Origin of the sequence: Bradyrhizobium sp. PSBB068 (assembly GCA_016839165.1) — a bacterium.
In the GTDB taxonomy this organism is placed as follows: domain Bacteria; phylum Pseudomonadota; class Alphaproteobacteria; order Rhizobiales; family Xanthobacteraceae; genus Bradyrhizobium.
Map to the genome: position 1 here is coordinate 5,486,354 of CP069300.1, position 17,231 is coordinate 5,503,584.

General features: G+C 56.9%; 7 protein-coding genes and 1 tRNA gene. 3 read left to right on the plus strand and 5 right to left on the minus strand.

All coding sequences use genetic code 11. The features are described from left to right. Positions 1–89: 89 nt before the first annotated feature. From JQ507_25650 to JQ507_25660, 3 genes are all read left to right on the plus strand, one after another. Positions 90–1,058, plus strand: coding sequence for a tripartite tricarboxylate transporter substrate binding protein (locus tag JQ507_25650; GenBank protein ID QRI68291.1), 969 nt, complete (start codon positions 90–92; stop codon positions 1,056–1,058). 187 nt (positions 1,059–1,245) lie between these two features. Further along, positions 1,246–1,321, plus strand: a tRNA-Ile gene (locus JQ507_25655). 883 nt (positions 1,322–2,204) lie between these two features. Continuing rightward, entirely contained in the window at positions 2,205–2,438 is a 234-nt protein-coding gene (locus JQ507_25660; protein QRI68292.1) for an autoinducer binding domain-containing protein, read from the plus strand. Between the two features lie 1,032 nt (positions 2,439–3,470). Here JQ507_25660 and JQ507_25665 read toward each other — a convergent pair. The 5 genes from JQ507_25665 to JQ507_25685 all read right to left on the minus strand — a co-directional run bounded on the left by JQ507_25665 (position 3,471) and on the right by JQ507_25685 (position 16,943). Beyond that, a complete protein-coding gene (locus JQ507_25665; GenBank protein QRI68293.1) occupies positions 3,471–8,960 on the minus strand; it encodes an AAA family ATPase in 5,490 nt (1,829 codons plus the stop codon). Positions 8,961–9,121: 161 nt separating this feature from the next. Then, positions 9,122–9,526: a response regulator gene (locus tag JQ507_25670; protein ID QRI68294.1), complete on the minus strand. Its 405-nt coding sequence runs from the start codon at positions 9,524–9,526 to the stop codon at positions 9,122–9,124. Positions 9,527–10,116: 590 nt separating this feature from the next. Beyond that, positions 10,117–15,690 (minus strand): AAA family ATPase, encoded by a 5,574-nt coding sequence (locus JQ507_25675; GenBank protein QRI68295.1) that lies wholly within the window; start codon positions 15,688–15,690, stop codon positions 10,117–10,119. Between the two features lie 19 nt (positions 15,691–15,709). Beyond that, entirely contained in the window at positions 15,710–16,105 is a 396-nt protein-coding gene (locus JQ507_25680) for a response regulator (protein QRI68296.1), read from the minus strand. Between the two features lie 175 nt (positions 16,106–16,280). Continuing rightward, a complete protein-coding gene (locus JQ507_25685) occupies positions 16,281–16,943 on the minus strand; it encodes a response regulator transcription factor (GenBank protein QRI73512.1) in 663 nt (220 codons plus the stop codon). Positions 16,944–17,231: the final 288 nt, after the last annotated feature.

Consider the following 17,231-nt stretch of genomic DNA (forward strand, 5'->3'; position numbering starts at 1 on the left):
ACTATCGTCGCACGGGCGGTGTCGTAGGCAAAGGCGGCGTTTTGTGAAACCATGACGGCAACAGTCACGAGAAAATGACGGGAGACATGATGATCCGGTTCGCACGTGCCGCCTTGCTTGGTTTGGCCTGCTGTCTTGCTTCGCTCAGCCCCTCAACCGCATCCGACTATCCGAACCGGCCGGTGCGCTGGCTGATCGGGTTTGCCGCCGGCGGCCCGGTCGACATCGTCGCCCGCATCATGAGCCAGTGGCTGTCGGACCGTCTCGGCCAGCAATTCGTGGTCGAGAACCGCGCCGGCTCCGGCGGCAACATCGCGGCCGCCGCCGCGATCAACTCGCCGGCGGACGGTTACACGCTGCTATTCGTCGCGCCCAACAATGCGATCTCGGCCTCGCTCTACAAGAAGCTGCCCTACGACTTCCTGCGCGACACCACGCCGGTCGCCAGCATCATGCAACTCACCAACATGCTGGTGGTCTCGAATGCGATGCCGGTGAAGACGGTTCAGGAATTCATCGACTACTGCAGGGCCAACCCGGGCAAGATCGCCTACGCCTCGTCCGGCAACGGCACCTCGGTGCACATGTCGGCCGAGCTATTCAAGGCGATGACCAAATGCGACATGCAGCACGTGCCGTACCGCGGCTCGGCGATCGCCTTCCCCGACATCATCTCCAACAAGGTGCAGCTGATCTTCGACAACCTGCCATCTGCGCTGGAGCAGTCGCGCGGCGGCAGCGTCCGGGCGCTCGGCGTCACCTCGCCGACGCGCTGGCCGGGCGTGCCCGATGTGCCCGCGATCGCCGAGACCGTGCCGGGCTTCGAATCGGTCGGCTTCTACGGCATCTCCGCGCCGAAGGGCACGCCGCCGGAAATCGTCGATGCGCTGAACAAGGCGGTCGGCGAGGCTCTGAAGGACCCCAAGCTGGTGGCGCGACTCGCCGAGGTCGGCGGCATCCCGAAGCCGATGACCCCGGCCGAATTCGGCAGACTGGTGGCGGACGAGACCGAGAAATGGCGCAAGGTGGTGGAGTTCGCCGGCGTCTCGGTGGACTGAGGCGCCGGCCGCCGAGCGCGCCGCCAATGGCTCCCCACCGCTGTCCCCTACGGCGCGCCGTGGGATTCGGCCGCGCCGCCGGATGCGGCGCCCGGGGCCTCCCGCGCGGCATTGCCGAAACCCCACGCACCCTGTAAACGGAGCCCGCACCGTTGCCGGCCGCCCCTCCGCGGCCCGCAAGGCGGCGGGGCCTGTAGCTCAATGGTTAGAGCCGGCCGCTCATAACGGTCTGGTTGCAGGTTCGAGTCCTGCCGGGCCCACCAAGAGGATCAATAACTTACTGGGTCCTCGTTGCCCGTAGCGCGACGGCCGCACCAGAAACCGCACCAGATACGTGCGCTTTCGTTCGTGCGACAGTTCGCGCATCGCAAATCGCTCGATGGGCTGGTCCAACTTGGGTCATGGCAAATCTAATCATCCCCCACTCATCGATTGGTGGAGATACTCCAACAAAGCCGCTGATTAAGAGACGCATGATTTGCAAGAAATATCAGTAGCTATTCCGACAAATGGGCAGATGGAACAGCATTGAACGAACGAGAGCCTTTTGATCTGTCGGAATGCTGGGTCCACTCGCTGTTGTTCGGCGCGCGGTTTGCCCCCCGATCGGCGCCGAAGGTTGACCCTGGCCAACACAGCCGAATTCATTGAACCGTCACGGGAATGTTCATTACGTATGGGGTCAATGTTGTAAGCTGATTGGGGTCAAAGTTCGGCGCTTATTCAAAGCCTGGCGGCGATAAAGGCAAAGGTCACACGTTCGAATCGTGTCGGGTGCGCCACTTCCGTACAGAACTGGGCACGCCAAAACCTGCCGTTTTTGCGCTTGAAGCCGCGACGAGCGTGCGCAGCCGCCAGTTCCGGCACCTGTCGCAAGCGCGACTTGACCCAACTGCAACATGAACAGAGCCGCAATGCCGCTGGCCACCACACTGCCCTTGCCGCCGGAGCACCCTGTTCTGGAGCACTTGGTATCGCGCTCGCAGTCTATTGTCCGACGACAATGCGATTGACACAATACATGCTCCGAGAACAAGCGTTGTAAGCTAAGCCTTCGATCTTTAGTCGGAGCGTTCAGGGATCCTCGACGCCAAGGCGCCCGTCAGACCACGCCCGCTCAAATGTTGTCAGCACGATGATCCGTAGATGGGAGCAAGGGAGGCATCCGTTTTGCATTTTATTCCTTCAACCGTCTGGCGGTTTGCACATGTCATGTCGGAGTGGACTTCTCGTTACATGCGGAGTCGATACGAGCTCATAGATCCTGTCATCACTCAAGCCCTTCAGACAGCCGAGCCTTTCCAGTGGTGCCGGGACTTGGAACGAAAAGCCCCATCCGCTGCGGCCCCCCGATACTTTGGGTATCGCGTCCATCACTAAAGTAGCGATCAGTTAAACCCCCGTGCAATAGAGCAACTATTCAATGTCTCCTAGGTGGATGAAGAGCCAAATGTTTTGGTCTCGTTATTTTCGCGCGGAGAAGCCAATGAGTAATTTTGTACGTCTCTCAGCAGGATTGATCGCTGCAGTCCTGATCACCGCCCCAGCTATGGCGCGCAAGCACCACGTCAAGTCCTGGCATGACAAGAGCGGGGCTGTTGTCGAAAGTTCGAACGTCGTGCACATCAATGGCCGTCATTGCATTCGCGCTCCGGATGTCGGCGCATTTGCGTCCGATCCTTACCGGAGGCCTCCCTGCGAACCGGCGCGTTGGTACTGAACTACTAGCGGGCGGAATGTGATTCGCATTCTGCCCGCTCCCGATCTCAAACTCGGCAACACACTGGCGGCGTGGCTATCCCGAAACTTGCAGACCCCTAGTCGAGCGACGAACCCCAAAGAACTTCCACGTTAGAATTTGGCCCAATCGTAGGCACCGACGGAAGTAGCCGCCTCGCAGCACTGTTGAGAACCCTCGCAGAAGTCCAGCTGAAGCCCACTACTCTTCTGGCATAGAGCAATGGAGAAAGACGATGCGCGTTTCATTGGCTTTGAGCTTGTTGCTCGGCTTGACTGCTTTGACGAGTACCCAAGCGACCGAGCAACGCCATCGGCGAGATCGTGTTGTCGTTCGCCCAAGTTTCACCGCGGGTTTTCCAAGCCAAGGCTACCGACCGGGTGGACCAAGTCCGATTAGCAACGTTCCTAATTCTGACGATCCCTCTGAGCTCGGCGGGCAACCACCTTGTGGCTGTTGAGACGCCACGGACGGACGGATCGTACCCCCGACACGCAATCAGACTGCGATTGCCCCGCTCCGACGCCCCGACCGGTCCGGACGTCGATGTTTGCGATACGCCGCCCAGCGATTTCTCTTGACAGCCACGGCTACACTCAGCGCTTCTGCTTAGCGTAACGCGGTCCCATGCGCGATCAGTGCTCCCAGGCAGGTGCTCCATGTGGCCTTTGCAATTAATCAACAATAGCGGGCAGAGTGAACTGAAAAACCGCTCCGCGGGGAACATTCGCGCCCGCAAATAGCCGCCCACCATGCGACTCGATAATTGATTGACAGATCGACAAGCCAAGCCCGAGTCCGCCAGGCTTCGTCGTGAAGAATGCTGTAAAGAGCCTTTCGATAGCAAACGACGATAGCCCGCCCCCCGTATCCCGTACCCTTACAAGGACATCCGAATTGTCAACCGCGGTCTCGATCAGCACCTCTCGCGAACGATCATCGACGCTCTGCGTCGCTTCCATCGCGTTGATCACGAGGTTCAACACCACCTGCTGCAGTTCCACCCGATCGCCCTTCACGGGCGGAAGGTGGGCTGAGAGGTCAGTGCGCACGCAAACGCCATACTTGACTGCTTCTCCACGAGTGAGCTCCACAACCTCGAGGATGCCCTGGTTGATATCAAGCGGCTTGCTGCTCAAGGAAGTCCGCTTAACGAGGCCGCGTATTCTGTCGATGACGTCGCCGGCACGCTTGCCGTCCTGCGCGATCTGCATAAGTGCTTCCCACGCTTCCTCTAGATCTGGCGGCTCCGCGCGCAGCAAGCGCTGGGCCGCTTGAGCGTTGGTGACCATTGCCCCAATCGGCTGCTTCACTTCATGCGCTATTGACGCTGTGAGCTGCCCCATCGTCGCGACGCGATTCGCATGTGCGAGTTCCTTCTCCATGCGTCGCGCTTGCGCTTCCGCGCGCTTACGCTCGGTTAGGTCAACAACAAAAGTCACCCATCGGTCTTGCCGCTCATCAATCGCAGCGGTCCCAACCATCACCGGAACGCGCGTGCCGTCCCTGCGGACGTATTCATCTTCGAATTGCTGGACCGCACCGTTCGCTTCAAGCGCCGCGAAAGGAACGGTTGCGACCCCGAGCCGTGCTGGCCCCGTCAGATCGGCCCAACGAAGGCGCCCCGCAGAGAGGTCTTCGCGCTCATATCCCGCGATCTTAAGGAACGCATCGTTTGCCTCGAAGATCCCACCGTCGCGGCCGGAGATGCATATTCCGACAATGTTGGCGTCGACCAACCTCCGGATCTTGGCTTCCCGCTCTTCGAGCTCACGATACAATCGGGCGTTCTCAAGAGCTATGGCCGCTTGAGATGCCAGCAGCTTGAGAACCGCTGTTCCGGTCGGGACAAATGCTCGGGGCACAAGGTTATTTTCAAGATAGATTGCTCCGACTAGTTTGTCTTGCGTCACGAGAGGCAAACAAAGAACAGAGCGTGCCCGCCGATCCTGTATATAGCGATCAGCGGCGAACGACGGTTCGACCGTGGCATCGTCGAGAATGACGGTCTTTCGCGTTCTCATGACATATTGTAGGACTGATCTCGGCAACGCCGTATCCAGACGGCATTGAAAACGCGCTCCCCCGCCATCATTGTTTGCGGTCGCTTCGGCAACAATCCGCTCTTCCATTCCCTCCGACAGAACGAGCACCGCTCGTTCAGCGCCTGCCTGAGCAAGTGCCAGTCGAGTTAGCTTTTCTACCAACCTTTCGAGCGCAATCTCACCGGCAATTGCCTGTGATATTTGCAGCACAATCGCCAAGTCCAGGTGTTCGATCGGCTGCTCGATGGTCCGCGTTCCGAAGGGATTCCGATCCAGAGCCCCGAGGCACGGATGCAACGCGTCTAGCTGAAGCACCTTTCCATCTGCTCCCCAGCGCTTGTAGCAGTACCGCGCCTCTTGGAGATGGACGCGACCCACTGTTTCAAGACCATGAGCGAGATAGAATCGAGCGGCTAGTTCATGCGCAAGCGCCTCATTTTGCACGAAGCCGCTCGAGCGGGCAGATCGAATCGCCGACTCGAACAGACGCATTGCCTCAATGTCTTTTCCTCGAATACGTGCGATCTCAGCTCCAACGAGAGCGGCTTGGTCTGCGAAGTTCTCGGAGCAAGCACTCGCCAGAGCCTCAAGTTCTTCGTGATTAGATATGAGCGTTTCTAGGGTCGATGGATCATCACCGGAAACGACAGAGCCATGGTGGGCCGACAGACTGAGCGAACTGTAAAGGTAGTAGTCGGCCGCTTCGATCGGTGAGGGTAGCGACCACAGCAGTTTTTCGACTATGCGCCCAATCTCAAGGGCCTCGGCATATTCGCCAGCGAAAAAGCGAGCCCGGAGCTTGTGTATCCAGTACTTCCGACCGGTCCGACCACTGTCCAACAAATCGCTTTCGATTTTGCGCTCTTCGAGCTCATCACCGCCTAGAGAACCAAATTTCGGACCGCGCCCACGGAGCATCTGTATAAGGCCAAGCAGCCCCCCAAGCCAGTCGACGACCGGGCTAAACCTCGCTTTCCTCGCGAATTCAAGACCGGCTACCGCCGCCTTTTCTGCATCAAGGAGCGCGTCCCCGGACGCGAGCATATTCTCAACTAGAACAGCGTCACTGTATCCGGCGAAAAGAAGATCCCCGTTCTCCCTCGCCAACTCCGCCGCTCGTCGTAATAGTTCCCGTCCCGCCCGCACGTGTTTCGTCAACAACATCAACTGGGCGCCGAAATGCAGATATATGCGTGGCTTTAGACGAGTGAAGCCGAGCCTTTCGATGAGTTCATAGCCAGTCTGTCCGAATCGAAATGCGTTCTCATAATCACCGAAATGCTTTCCAGCGATCAGGCCGAGGCCCACATACGCCAGACACGTCCCTTCGCTGTTCCCTTGCTCTAAGCCAATGCTCAAAACTTTGCATACAGCCAATATCCACAAATTAGGATCGGAAAGGAAAGCCGGCGTTGACATCTTGAGCAAGATATCGATCGTCGCGAGCGCTTCGGGAGCCAGCAAGAGAGGGAATTTTAGCAAATCCTCGACTGTACGGTCCTTGAGTTGCGAGCAAATGTGATTGTACTGCCGACGCGCTTCATCGTCTGTCGGCTGCAAACTCCAGTTGCAACCGAGGTGGTTCAGATACGCCAAACCGACAAGCACGGCACGTTCATTTCGCCCAAACGTTGTGTGCAGATCAATCTGCAATGACGTAATAGCGGCCCGATCAGCGGTAGTGATAGCACGAGCTGAGAGCAATTCCAATCTTTGCTCGGCTTCGGTCAACGCTCCGGTCAGGAATTCGCATTCAGCGCGAATGAGCTCAAATGATAACGGCAGCTGCAACTGGCGCTTTTGTGAATGGTCTGACAACAGACCAGCACCTGCACTGAGATAGGAGAGCGCAGATGCATAGGCATTCGAGTCCTTTGCTCGCCGTGCTGCGAGGAGGTTGAGCTCAGCGAGTTGTTCGCGCTTGTCACGATCGATACGCGCCACGCCATGATTGAGTTGATTGACAATATCGAATATTGCCTCTTCACGCCGCTCAAGCGCCGTCTGAGTGAGCATGAGATGGCCGATCAAAAGATGATAGTCGGCACGCTCCTCTTCGGAGATCATCGAATACGCCGCCTCCTGAACTCGATCATGCGCGAACCGATAAGAATCGGCTCGCCGCTCCAACAGACCGAGATGGAGCGCCGGCCACAGTGCGGCCTCCACGCCTTCCTTCGTCGACTCGAGGATCGTAGACAGCAGCGTGGTTCCGGCAGCATTGCCGAGACAGGCCAGATATCGCAGCGCCGCCTGGGTTTTAATGGGCAAACGTGCCAGCTTGCCGACCATGAGATCCACAACGTTGTCGGTACATCCCATGGCGCGGATACGCTCGAGATCCCAAGACCACCTCGCTGAGGTATAGTCGAATGTAAGCGAGCCTTCCTCAGCCAGGAGAGAGACAAATTGGCTGACAAAAAACGGATTGCCGCCCGTCTTCTGATAAACAATTTGCGCGAGCTGGGCTACGCTTGCGAGCTCACTGTGGAGTGTGTCTGCGATAAGCTGCTGCAAGTCGTGCACCGTCAGAGCAGAAAGTTCGATCGCACGGATCCTCCCGTCGAGCTCACGTATCCTCTCGAGTCGCCTTATCAACGGGTGGTTGGCTTCGACTTCGTTATCTCGATAGGCACCCACCAAAAGCAGGTGTTGCAAATTGGACCGGGTTAGCAAATCCTCGATGAGATCCAGCGTCGCCGCGTCCACCCACTGCAGGTCATCGATGATCAAGATCAGCGGATGTTCCGCACGAGCTAGAGCAGCGACGAAGCGTCGGATTGTCAGCTGGAACCGGCTTTGGGCCTGCTGCGCCGGAAGTTCTGGCACCGGCGGTGGTTCACCAACAATGAGCCTCAACTCAGGGACTAGATCCACTACAAGTCGCCCATTGGGCCCTAAAGCCTCCTGAAGCGAGAGACGCCAACTAGCGAGCTCGGCGTCGTTAGTGCTGAGAAGTGATTGTACGAGCCCTTCAAAGGCCTGCACCACCGGAAAGTAAGGAACATTGCGCTGGTGGGGGTCGCATTTGCCAGAGGCGACAACGCCTCGGGGCGTCACCACGGACTTATGCAGTTCGCCAACAACGGATGACTTTCCGATCCCCGCGTAACCAGAGATCAGCACGAGTTCTGTCGAGCCGGTCCTCACGACATGATCGAAGGCCGCAAGCAGGGCCCGGATCTCGCTCAGCCTTCCATACAATTTCTCCGGAATTATGAGCCGATCAGGGACGTCGTTTTGACCGAGTGGAAAGCTCGAAGACGGCGAGCCGATCTCGACGTTTGCCAGACAGCGTCTCAGATCTTCTTCCACACCAATTGCAGTCTGGTAGCGATCTTCGGCAGTTTTCGCGAGCAGCTTCATCACGATCGCGGAGATCGCGTCCGAGATATCAGGTCTTCGCTCACGGACGGAAACCGGTCGCTGAGCGATATGGCAGTTCACCCACCCCATTGGGTCTGCGGCGACAAAGGGCAGTTGCCCCGTCAGCATCTGATAAAAGGTGACACCGAGTGCATAGAGATCACTCCGAGAGTCGACCGAGCGGTTCATGCGTCCTGTCTGCTCGGGGGCCATGTACGCAAATGTGCCGGCGATCAATTCGGGCGGTCCCAAGCCATGTCGCTCGCGCCGCAAGCGCGAAGCGATGCCAAACCCGGTCAGACGCACCCGTCCGTCCAGGCAGTTCACCAGTATATGAGCGGGCTTTATGTCTTTGTGAACGATACCGTGCCGATGGACAGAGCCTAACGCAGCTACGGTGCCGAGCGCCAAATGAAGAAAGTCCTTCGGATCCATGGCTGCGCCAAGCAGTCCCTGGAGCGGCTCGCCGCCAGGATCCTCAAGCACCAGGGCCGTCTGCCCTGCTCTGCTCGCAAGCTCCAAAGGCCGAATGGCACCTGCCAACGCAAGTTCGTGCCTCAGCTCATATTCTCGCTTTAGCCGCTCCACGGTTGATGGCGAGGGTCGATCCACGGTGGGTACCAAGACGAGCACGGCGTCCGCCCCACCATCTTTCCCTCGCCGCTTCGTTCGGTACAAGACTCGATCGCTATCCTGAGACACGACCTCGACCCCATCTACGCCGAGGCCATCGATGGAAAGGGATCGACTCACTTGACGAGCCTGTTGTTTGACACGCGTGGGTCCGGCTCCGTCCCGAAAAACCTCATTACGCTCATTAGCGATCCGCTAGGTCGCCCTCGATCGACAGCAGTTCCTCGAACGCTCGCACATCGCCACGAGGAAAACGCGACCACACAGGTGTTCAGTTTCGATCACGCCTCATCGGTATCTGACCGACGTTTCAAAGCCTCATTGACACATTCAAGAAGCACAGACTCATCAAAGGGTTTGGTTAGAAAGCCAATAGCTCCGTGCTTCATAGCCTGACTTCGTACCCGCTCGTCAGAGAAGGCGGTTATAAAGACCATTGGGACTAGCCGACCTTGAGCAATCAAACGCTCTTGCAGATCAAGACCACTCATCCCTGGCATGGCCACATCTACTATCAGGCAGCATGCCTCATTTAAATGAGGCGACGATAACAGCTCTTCCGCCGACGCAAAACCGCGCGCCAAAAACCCCATCGCCTTGAGCAATCGCACGGTCGCCCCGCGTAGCGAGACGTCATCATCAACCACCAAAACCGTCGGCACTTCCACGTGACGGTCTCTCTTCATTGAGAGGATAGAGACCCAGTGGCATCTGTGCCAGAAACCACCGGTCCACCAAATAACATAGCAATTTCAGATCGAGAACTATACTTAGGTTTCGAGTCTCCTGATCGCACCACGCTTGGGGGCCTTTGTGTTTTCATCTGAGCACCTAAACCTTCAGCTATCAAAGCTGACCTCCGTGGCGACCGAACTCGTGTGGTACGATCCCTGCCGGCGCAGATAAGTCATTCCAGTCCCCTCCCGATCGCCGAAGCACTAAACGCGAAGACGTTGAATTTCTCGATACAAGATACCGGACAATGATCCATCAAATCTTCCAAAGGGACTGACATTATTCCCTAAGTGCACGCCGTGGCCGCAATCGTCGGAGTAGCTAAAATCGCTGTCGGACACCCGGCGGCGTTGACTTTCAATCCCTCGATTGCGGCGAAGGAATAGCCTTGCTCGAGTACTATTTCGGTTCATCGCTGCGCCATCTCTCCAAGGTCGCCTTAGCCTTGGACTATGCGCCAGCGGGAATTTCAAAAATTGACGTCGGACTGACCACCGCAATCATGATCGCGCTACGTTGCCTAAAGCGCCATCGGGTGTGACTAGTCGGTGCCCGCCGCTGGAATGGTAAATTCAAAGACTGCGCCCCCTCTGAGTCCCTGCCGGGCGGTCAGTTGTCCACCATGCCCCTCAACGATTGACCGGCAAATAGACAACCCGAGCCCCAAACCTCTCTGCTTGGTCGTATAAAATGCGGCGAACAGGTCATCGACAGCCAACGATGGCAGTCCGGGGCCGGCGTCCTGGACGCTGACGAGTACGCCCGCATCAACTGTAGCAGTAGTAATCATTAGTTGCCGGGAACCGCCGCTAACGGCATCCATCGCTTCAATCGCATTGACGATAAGGTTGAGTACGACTTGCTGCAGTTCCACTCGATCTCCGCGAATCGCTGGCAGACGTTCTCCAAACTCGGTCAGAACCAGCACATTGTTCTTCGTCGTTTCGCCCCTAGTGAGCTCGAGCACCTCTCGGATCGTCTCGTTGACTTCCAATGCATCCCTCCGAGGAGGCACTTTTCCGATCAAAGCACGAGTCCGGCTGATGATCTCGCCCGCCCGGCTTCCATCCTTGACGATATCGCCAAGAATAAGTTGAATTTCTTCCAAGTCCACAGGACTCGCATTGAGGAACCTAAGTCCAGCATTGGCATTCGTGACCGTCGCGGCTATCGGTTGCTGTATCTCGTGTGCTATCGATGCCGTGAGTAGCCCCATGGTCGCAACTCGATTGGCATGCGCCAACTCGCGCTCCATTTTGCGTGCCCCTGCTTCGGCCTGCTTAAGCTTCGACAGATCGAGTACAAAAACTACCCCATCTGCCTGACGCTCATCGAATGTCGCCGATCCAATCAATACAGGCACTCGCGTGCCATCTTTGCGCAAACATTCCTGTTCGTAAGGCTGGATGACAGCGGGAGCTAATAGCTCCCGCCTGACTTGGTCAGTGCTGCTCTGCCACCCCGACGCCATGAGCTCCGTCCAGCGGATGCGGTGCTCTGAAAGGTCTGCCCGGTCGTAGCCAACAATCTTGAGGAACGCATCATTGGCTTCGACAATTTCGCCAGTTCGCAACGTGATAGCAATTCCTACAATGCTCGTGTCGACCAAGCGCCGGATCTTAGCTTCCCGCACCGCCAGATCCTTGTAAAGTCTGGCATTTTCGTAAGCGATTGCAGCCTGCGACGCCAACAGTTTGAGGATGGCGCTCCTCGCCGGAACGAACACGCGAGGCGCCAGATTGTTTTCGAGATAGAGCACCGCCACAAGCCGCGCCTGTGTCGTCAGCGGCAAACAAAGAACTGAACGGACCTGTCGCTGCCGCACATAGGGATCCATTGCAAATTCAGGCTGGATCATGGCGTCATCTATAACAACTGTGTCGGCCGTGCGGACGACGTATTGAACGACGGATTCCGGATGCGCCGAGTCAACAGCTTCGCGAGCCCGAACGATCAATCCGCTGTCGCTAATGGTCGCTTCAGCCGCTATTTGATGTCCGACTTCGCCAAGAACAATTAACAGTGCACGCTCGGCACCTGCGTGAGTGAGAGCATTACGTAGCAACGTGTCGATCAATCTATCCAGAACAATCTCACCGGCAACCGCTTGCGAGACCTGAATTACCGTGGCCAAGTCCAGCCGTTCGATCGGCTCCCCGATAGTGCTCGTCGAGCCCGATTCGTAAATATTGGTCGCGAGACGTGGATGGTCCTCATCGAGCTGCTGCACTTTTCCATCAGCTCCCCATCGCAGGTAGCAGTAACGAGCATCGTATAGGAGGACGTCGGAGATCCTTCGAAAACCACGAACGGCGTAGAACAGCGCAGCACGCTCATTCGCCACCGCCTCAATATGGACAAATCCGTTCGTCCGCGATGAGCTAATCGCTTGCTCGTACGAACGTTCCGCATCTAGCTCACGTCCCTCGATTCTGGCGATCTCCGCACGAACAAGCGCAGCCCGACCATCGAAGTTCTCGCCGCAATTTTGGGACCAGATCTCAAGCTGTCGGCTGTATTTCTGTAACATTTCGAAGTATTGGCAGCCCTGCGGGCCGGCAGCGATGTCACAACGCGCAGCTATCGCCAATGCGCCGTAGAAATAGCACTCAGCCTTTTCGAAAATCGCTGGCGTTGTCCAAATCAGACGATCTGCTCTAAGGGTCGCATCGACAGCTACGTCATAGTCTCCAGCAAAGAACCTAGCTTGCAGTTTTCGCGTCCAGTACCAGCATTCAGGCAGCGCCAATGTGCCATCTGCGGCAAGATGGCGTTCAAATTCACTCTCATTGAATGTATCATTGTCAAAACAACCAAACTTTTGCGTTAGGCCGCGTAACGTTCGAATGAGTCCAAGCTGCGCGGCGATAATGTCTGAGACAAAGCCGAATCTCGCCTTCTGCGCAAATTCAAACCCCTTTTCCGCTTCCGACTGAGTCAGAGCGAGTGAATCACCTGCCGCTAGCATATTTGTGTTGAGGTTATTGCAGGCGTATCCGGCGATCGTCATATCGCCAACCTTGTTGGCGGCGTCGAACGCTTGCCGCATCAAATCCCGGCATAAGATGATGTGCCGATTCCACGGCATTACGAACTGCGCGAACCAAAGATATGTTCGAGCGGTGAAGCGTTTTAAACCGCGCTTTTCGACCAGGTCATATCCAACCCGAGCAAACTCAAATCCCGCGGAATAATTCTCGAACCGCGGTCCTGCTATCATTCCCAGCCAGACATATGCCACACATGATGCATCGCAGTTCCCATTCTCGATGCTTAGATTGACCGCACGACAGCTGGCAACCGAGAAGAGATTGGCGTCCGTGAACAACGCCGGCGGGAGAATCTTGCTGATAACGTCAAGGGTCGCAAGCGAGCCAGGGTCAGTCATCAGTCGTAGATCAAGAAGATCTTTGATTTCTAGGTCGTCTCCAAGATGCGACCATATGCGTGCATATTCGTCGCGCGCCTCCTGCTCCGTCGGATGTGCCGACCACATGACACCGAGATGACTAAGGTACTCCAGGCCAACGGCAACAGCTCGATCGCTTCGATTCAGCGTGGTGTAGAGATCAATCCGAATACATGCGACGTTCGCTCGTTCAACTGTGTCGGACGCCTGCCGCGAGAGTTCCGTTAGTCGCTCTTCCGCGGCATCGAACTCTCCGACGAGAAACTCGCACTCAGCCCGTTGTAGATCGAGCTGGAAGCTCAGTTGACGCTGCCGCACCCAACGGTCATCTCCGAGTTGCTCCTGTCCGGCCTTGAAGTATGTCGACGCTGACACATAGGCGGTCGACGCTTTGGCGCGATTTCCCGCGATCAGATTCAGCTGCGCCATTTCATCGCGTTCGTCGGACGAACCTGCAGCCGACATCCCGAGATTGAGTTGACTAACTATTTCGAAGACCGCCTCCTCCAGGCGCTCAGGAGGCGTTTTTGCCTTCAGCAGCCTCCCAATCTGCAGGTGGTTGGCAGCACGGGATGGTTCTGCAATTAGAGAGTAGGCGGCTTCCCGCACCCTATCGTGAGTAAAGTGGTACTGCATTCCGCGGCGCTCGACCAGCTCCTGACGCACCGCCGCCGCCAGGACCAAATGCACCTGCTCCTTCGGGCTGCCGAGAACGATCGATAGCATCTCAGTATGAGCGCTCGCTCCAAGGCATGCGAAGAGCTGAAGTGCCCTTTGTGTCTTAGCCGGCAAATGAAGTAGCTTTCCAACTACCAGCTTTACAACGCTATCGGCATATGTGTTAGCGTGAAGACTCCTAAGATCCCAATTCCAGCGTAGCGCGCCGAGATCAAACGAGAGCACCCTTTCATCGGCCAGGGTCTGCAAGAACTGAGTCACAAAGAAGGGATTTCCGGACGTCTTCTTGTGCACTATCTCCGCCAGGGGTGCTGCGCACGATGGCTGGCAGCGAAGCGCATCCGTCACCAGCTCTGCCACCTGTTCGTTACCAAGTGGGCCAAGGCGGATCTCTTCAACAAGACCTCCGGCACGGCGTATTGCCCCAATCTTGCTCGTAAGCGGATGTTCGGAATCAACCTCGTCATCTCGATACGCGCCGATCAGCATCAAGAATCGCAGGTCGGATTGAACAAGCAGATATTCAATTAGCTCGAGCGTCGCGATATCTAGCCACTGCAGGTCGTCGAGAAACAAAACAAATGGATGCTCGGGGCGCGCAAAGACCGCAAGAAAGCGCCCGAGTACGAGTTGGAATCGACGCTGGGAATCCGTAGGAGGCAATTCAACGACTGGCGGCTGATCGCCAAGAATCAGTCCTAGTTCCGGCACAAGGTCAACAACGAGCCGCCCGTTCGGTTCTAGGGCCTCCTGCAGCGCGCTACGCCACTCGTTCAGCTCTGCCTCACTCTTCCCGAGAAGCGCGCGGATGGGGGCCTGCAACGCTTGCTTAAAGGTAGAATATGGGATGTCATGCATATACTGGTCGAACTTACCGCCCGAAAGCAGCCCTCGACGCGGTACGAGCGTTCTGTAGAACTCATTGACGACGGCCGACTTGCCGATACCGGACTTTCCCGACACCAGCGCCAAGATAGGCGCCTCCCCGCGCGCTATACGATCGAACGCTGCGAGTAACGCATTGATCTCAGGCTCCCTCCCGTACAATTTCTCGGGCATCATGAGCCGATCGGGCACGTCATACTGCCCCAGCGGGAAGTCGTCTATCACCTGACGCCTGTCCCAATCATCAAGACAACGTCGCAGATCACGTTCGGCGCCGCCCGCGGTCTGATAGCGGTCTTCCGCCGTCTTTGCGAGCAACTTCATAACGATGGCGGCGACTGACTTCGGAATACTTGGCAGCAACTCACTGGGTGGAATCGGCCGTCTGGCTATATGGCAGTGTACCCACTCCGTGGGATCGGTTGCGACGAAGGGGAGCTGCCCCGTCAGCATTTGGTAGAACGTGACACCCAGTGAGTAGAGGTCACTGCGATGGTCGACTGATCGGTTCATACGTCCCGTTTGCTCGGGCGCCATGTAGGCGAGCGTCCCGGCGATGAACTCAGGTGGCGCGGGAGTGTATCGCTCGCGCTGCAACCGCGAAGCAATCCCGAACCCGGTGAGCCGCACCCGGTCGTCCCTGCAACCCACGAAGATATGAAGGGGTTTTATATCCTTGTGGACAAGGCCTCGCTGGTGGACCTTGCCCAACACCGCGGTGACGTCGATGGCCAAGCGCAAAAAGCTGGAAAGATTCATGGGGGAACGGAGCAGCCCCTGTAACGGCTCGCCGCCAGGATCCTCCATCATCAGAGCGGTCCTACCTGCCTCGATGAAGAGCTCAAGCGGACGGACCGCCCAAGAGGCATCCAGGTCTTCTCTCAAATGGTATTCGTGGGCCAGGCGATCTAAAACAGACGATGAAGGACGCTCTGACAACGGGATTATTGCCAGAACCGTTGCTGTATCAGCCCCCGCAACTCCACCCGATCTTCGACAGAGGATCTTCTCATCGTCTCGCCACAAGACTTGTAGGTCAGACGCACCGGAGGAGTTGGCATCGAGAGAACCGCTCACTTGCAGACTTCCTCCTAGCGGAGCCTTTGACCGCGAGCCGCGACCTGCTTTCGCAGTGTCGGGCATTCGTCGAGGTTCAATCTAACTACGAGCGCCTGTTATCTGATGCGCTGCGCTTTCTGAGTAAGGCTCTCTGAATGCATGCTAGCAATCTCGTCTCATCGAAGGGCTTAGCAAGAAGATCGACTGCACCCGCCCTCATTGCTCGATCCCTGAGTTGATCCTCGGGAAATGCGGTAATGAAGATGATGGGTGTTTCGTATCCAAGGGTGATCAAATGCTCCTGCAACTCAATTCCGCCCATGCCGGGCATTTCAACATCTGCTATCAGACAAAGCGTGTCATCTGCCCGACGCAACGAGAGATATTCGTGCGCAGACGCAAAGGACTCAGCGCAAAATCCCATGGATCTCAGCAGCCGGACGACCGCAGAGCGCAACGACTCATCGTCATCGATAATCGAAACCGTTTCACCTTTCACGCAAGTACCCTTCCCGAGAACCTACCGGATAAGGGCCGTCCCGCTTCGGCACCGCCGCGATCGCAGGCTAGCACAGGCACTACAGGTCGAAATACGATACTTAGGTTTCGAGATAGTAGCGTATCGGGGACCACTCTTCCGATTCTCGATTGAAGAAATACCGGTGCGATAGCCTTCAGCTTGAGGCTCGATTGCCGGATGGTTTGAACGAAGTAGGTTCGACGCCGAGAGCTTCCGCCATCCTGACCAACTCAGCCGCCGTTCTTGCTCCCATCTTTCTCATAAGATGGCTTCGATGTACTTTTACGGTGATCTCGCTGAGCCCGCACTTGACTGCGATCTGCTTGCTCATCATTCCGCTAGCCACAAGCGTCATGATCTCTCGTTCGCGAGTCGTTAAGGTTTCAAAATTCGTCTTCAACCGGGCAATCGAACGCTCCTTGTCACGCCGGTCCTGATCCCGTCGGATCGCCGCCGCGACTGCATCCAATAGATCCTGGTCACGGAAGGGCTTCTGAAGGAAATCGATCGCGCCTGCCTTCATCGCTCGAACGGTCATTGGAATATCTCCATGACCTGAGATGAACACAATCGGAGTCCGGATATCAGTCTTCGCCAGGTCAGCCTGAAAGTCGAGACCATTCAACCCTGGAAGGCGAACGTCAAGAACGAGGCAGCTCGGTACGTCGGGCCGTAAACTCCCGAGAAACTGCTGCGGCGATGCAAAGGCTTCGACGCGCAATTTTACAGAGAGAAAAAGCCTCGATAGAGCTTGGCGCATCGAGTCGTCGTCATCCACGACGAACACCACGGGCGACTCATCAACAACAGTCTTCATCGACGGTTTGCGCTGCGTCACCTTGTGTTCTCGCGCGGCTGACTATTCCAACGAAGCCCCTTCAGGCTTACGCAGCCCTCATCAGGGTTCAGTCAGCCAATTTAGGCCAAAACGGTATATCCCGCAACACGATTGCCTGCTCGAACAGGTTGCCCTCCTCAAGCACGATTGAGATTCCGCTGTTGCAAGACGTGCGTAGACGACCGGCATGCCTTTGAGAAGGAGGCCGCCTATCACGCTATCGTGCGCCCCAAGTGAGATAGCCCAGTAGACCCGTCTTGCGACCCA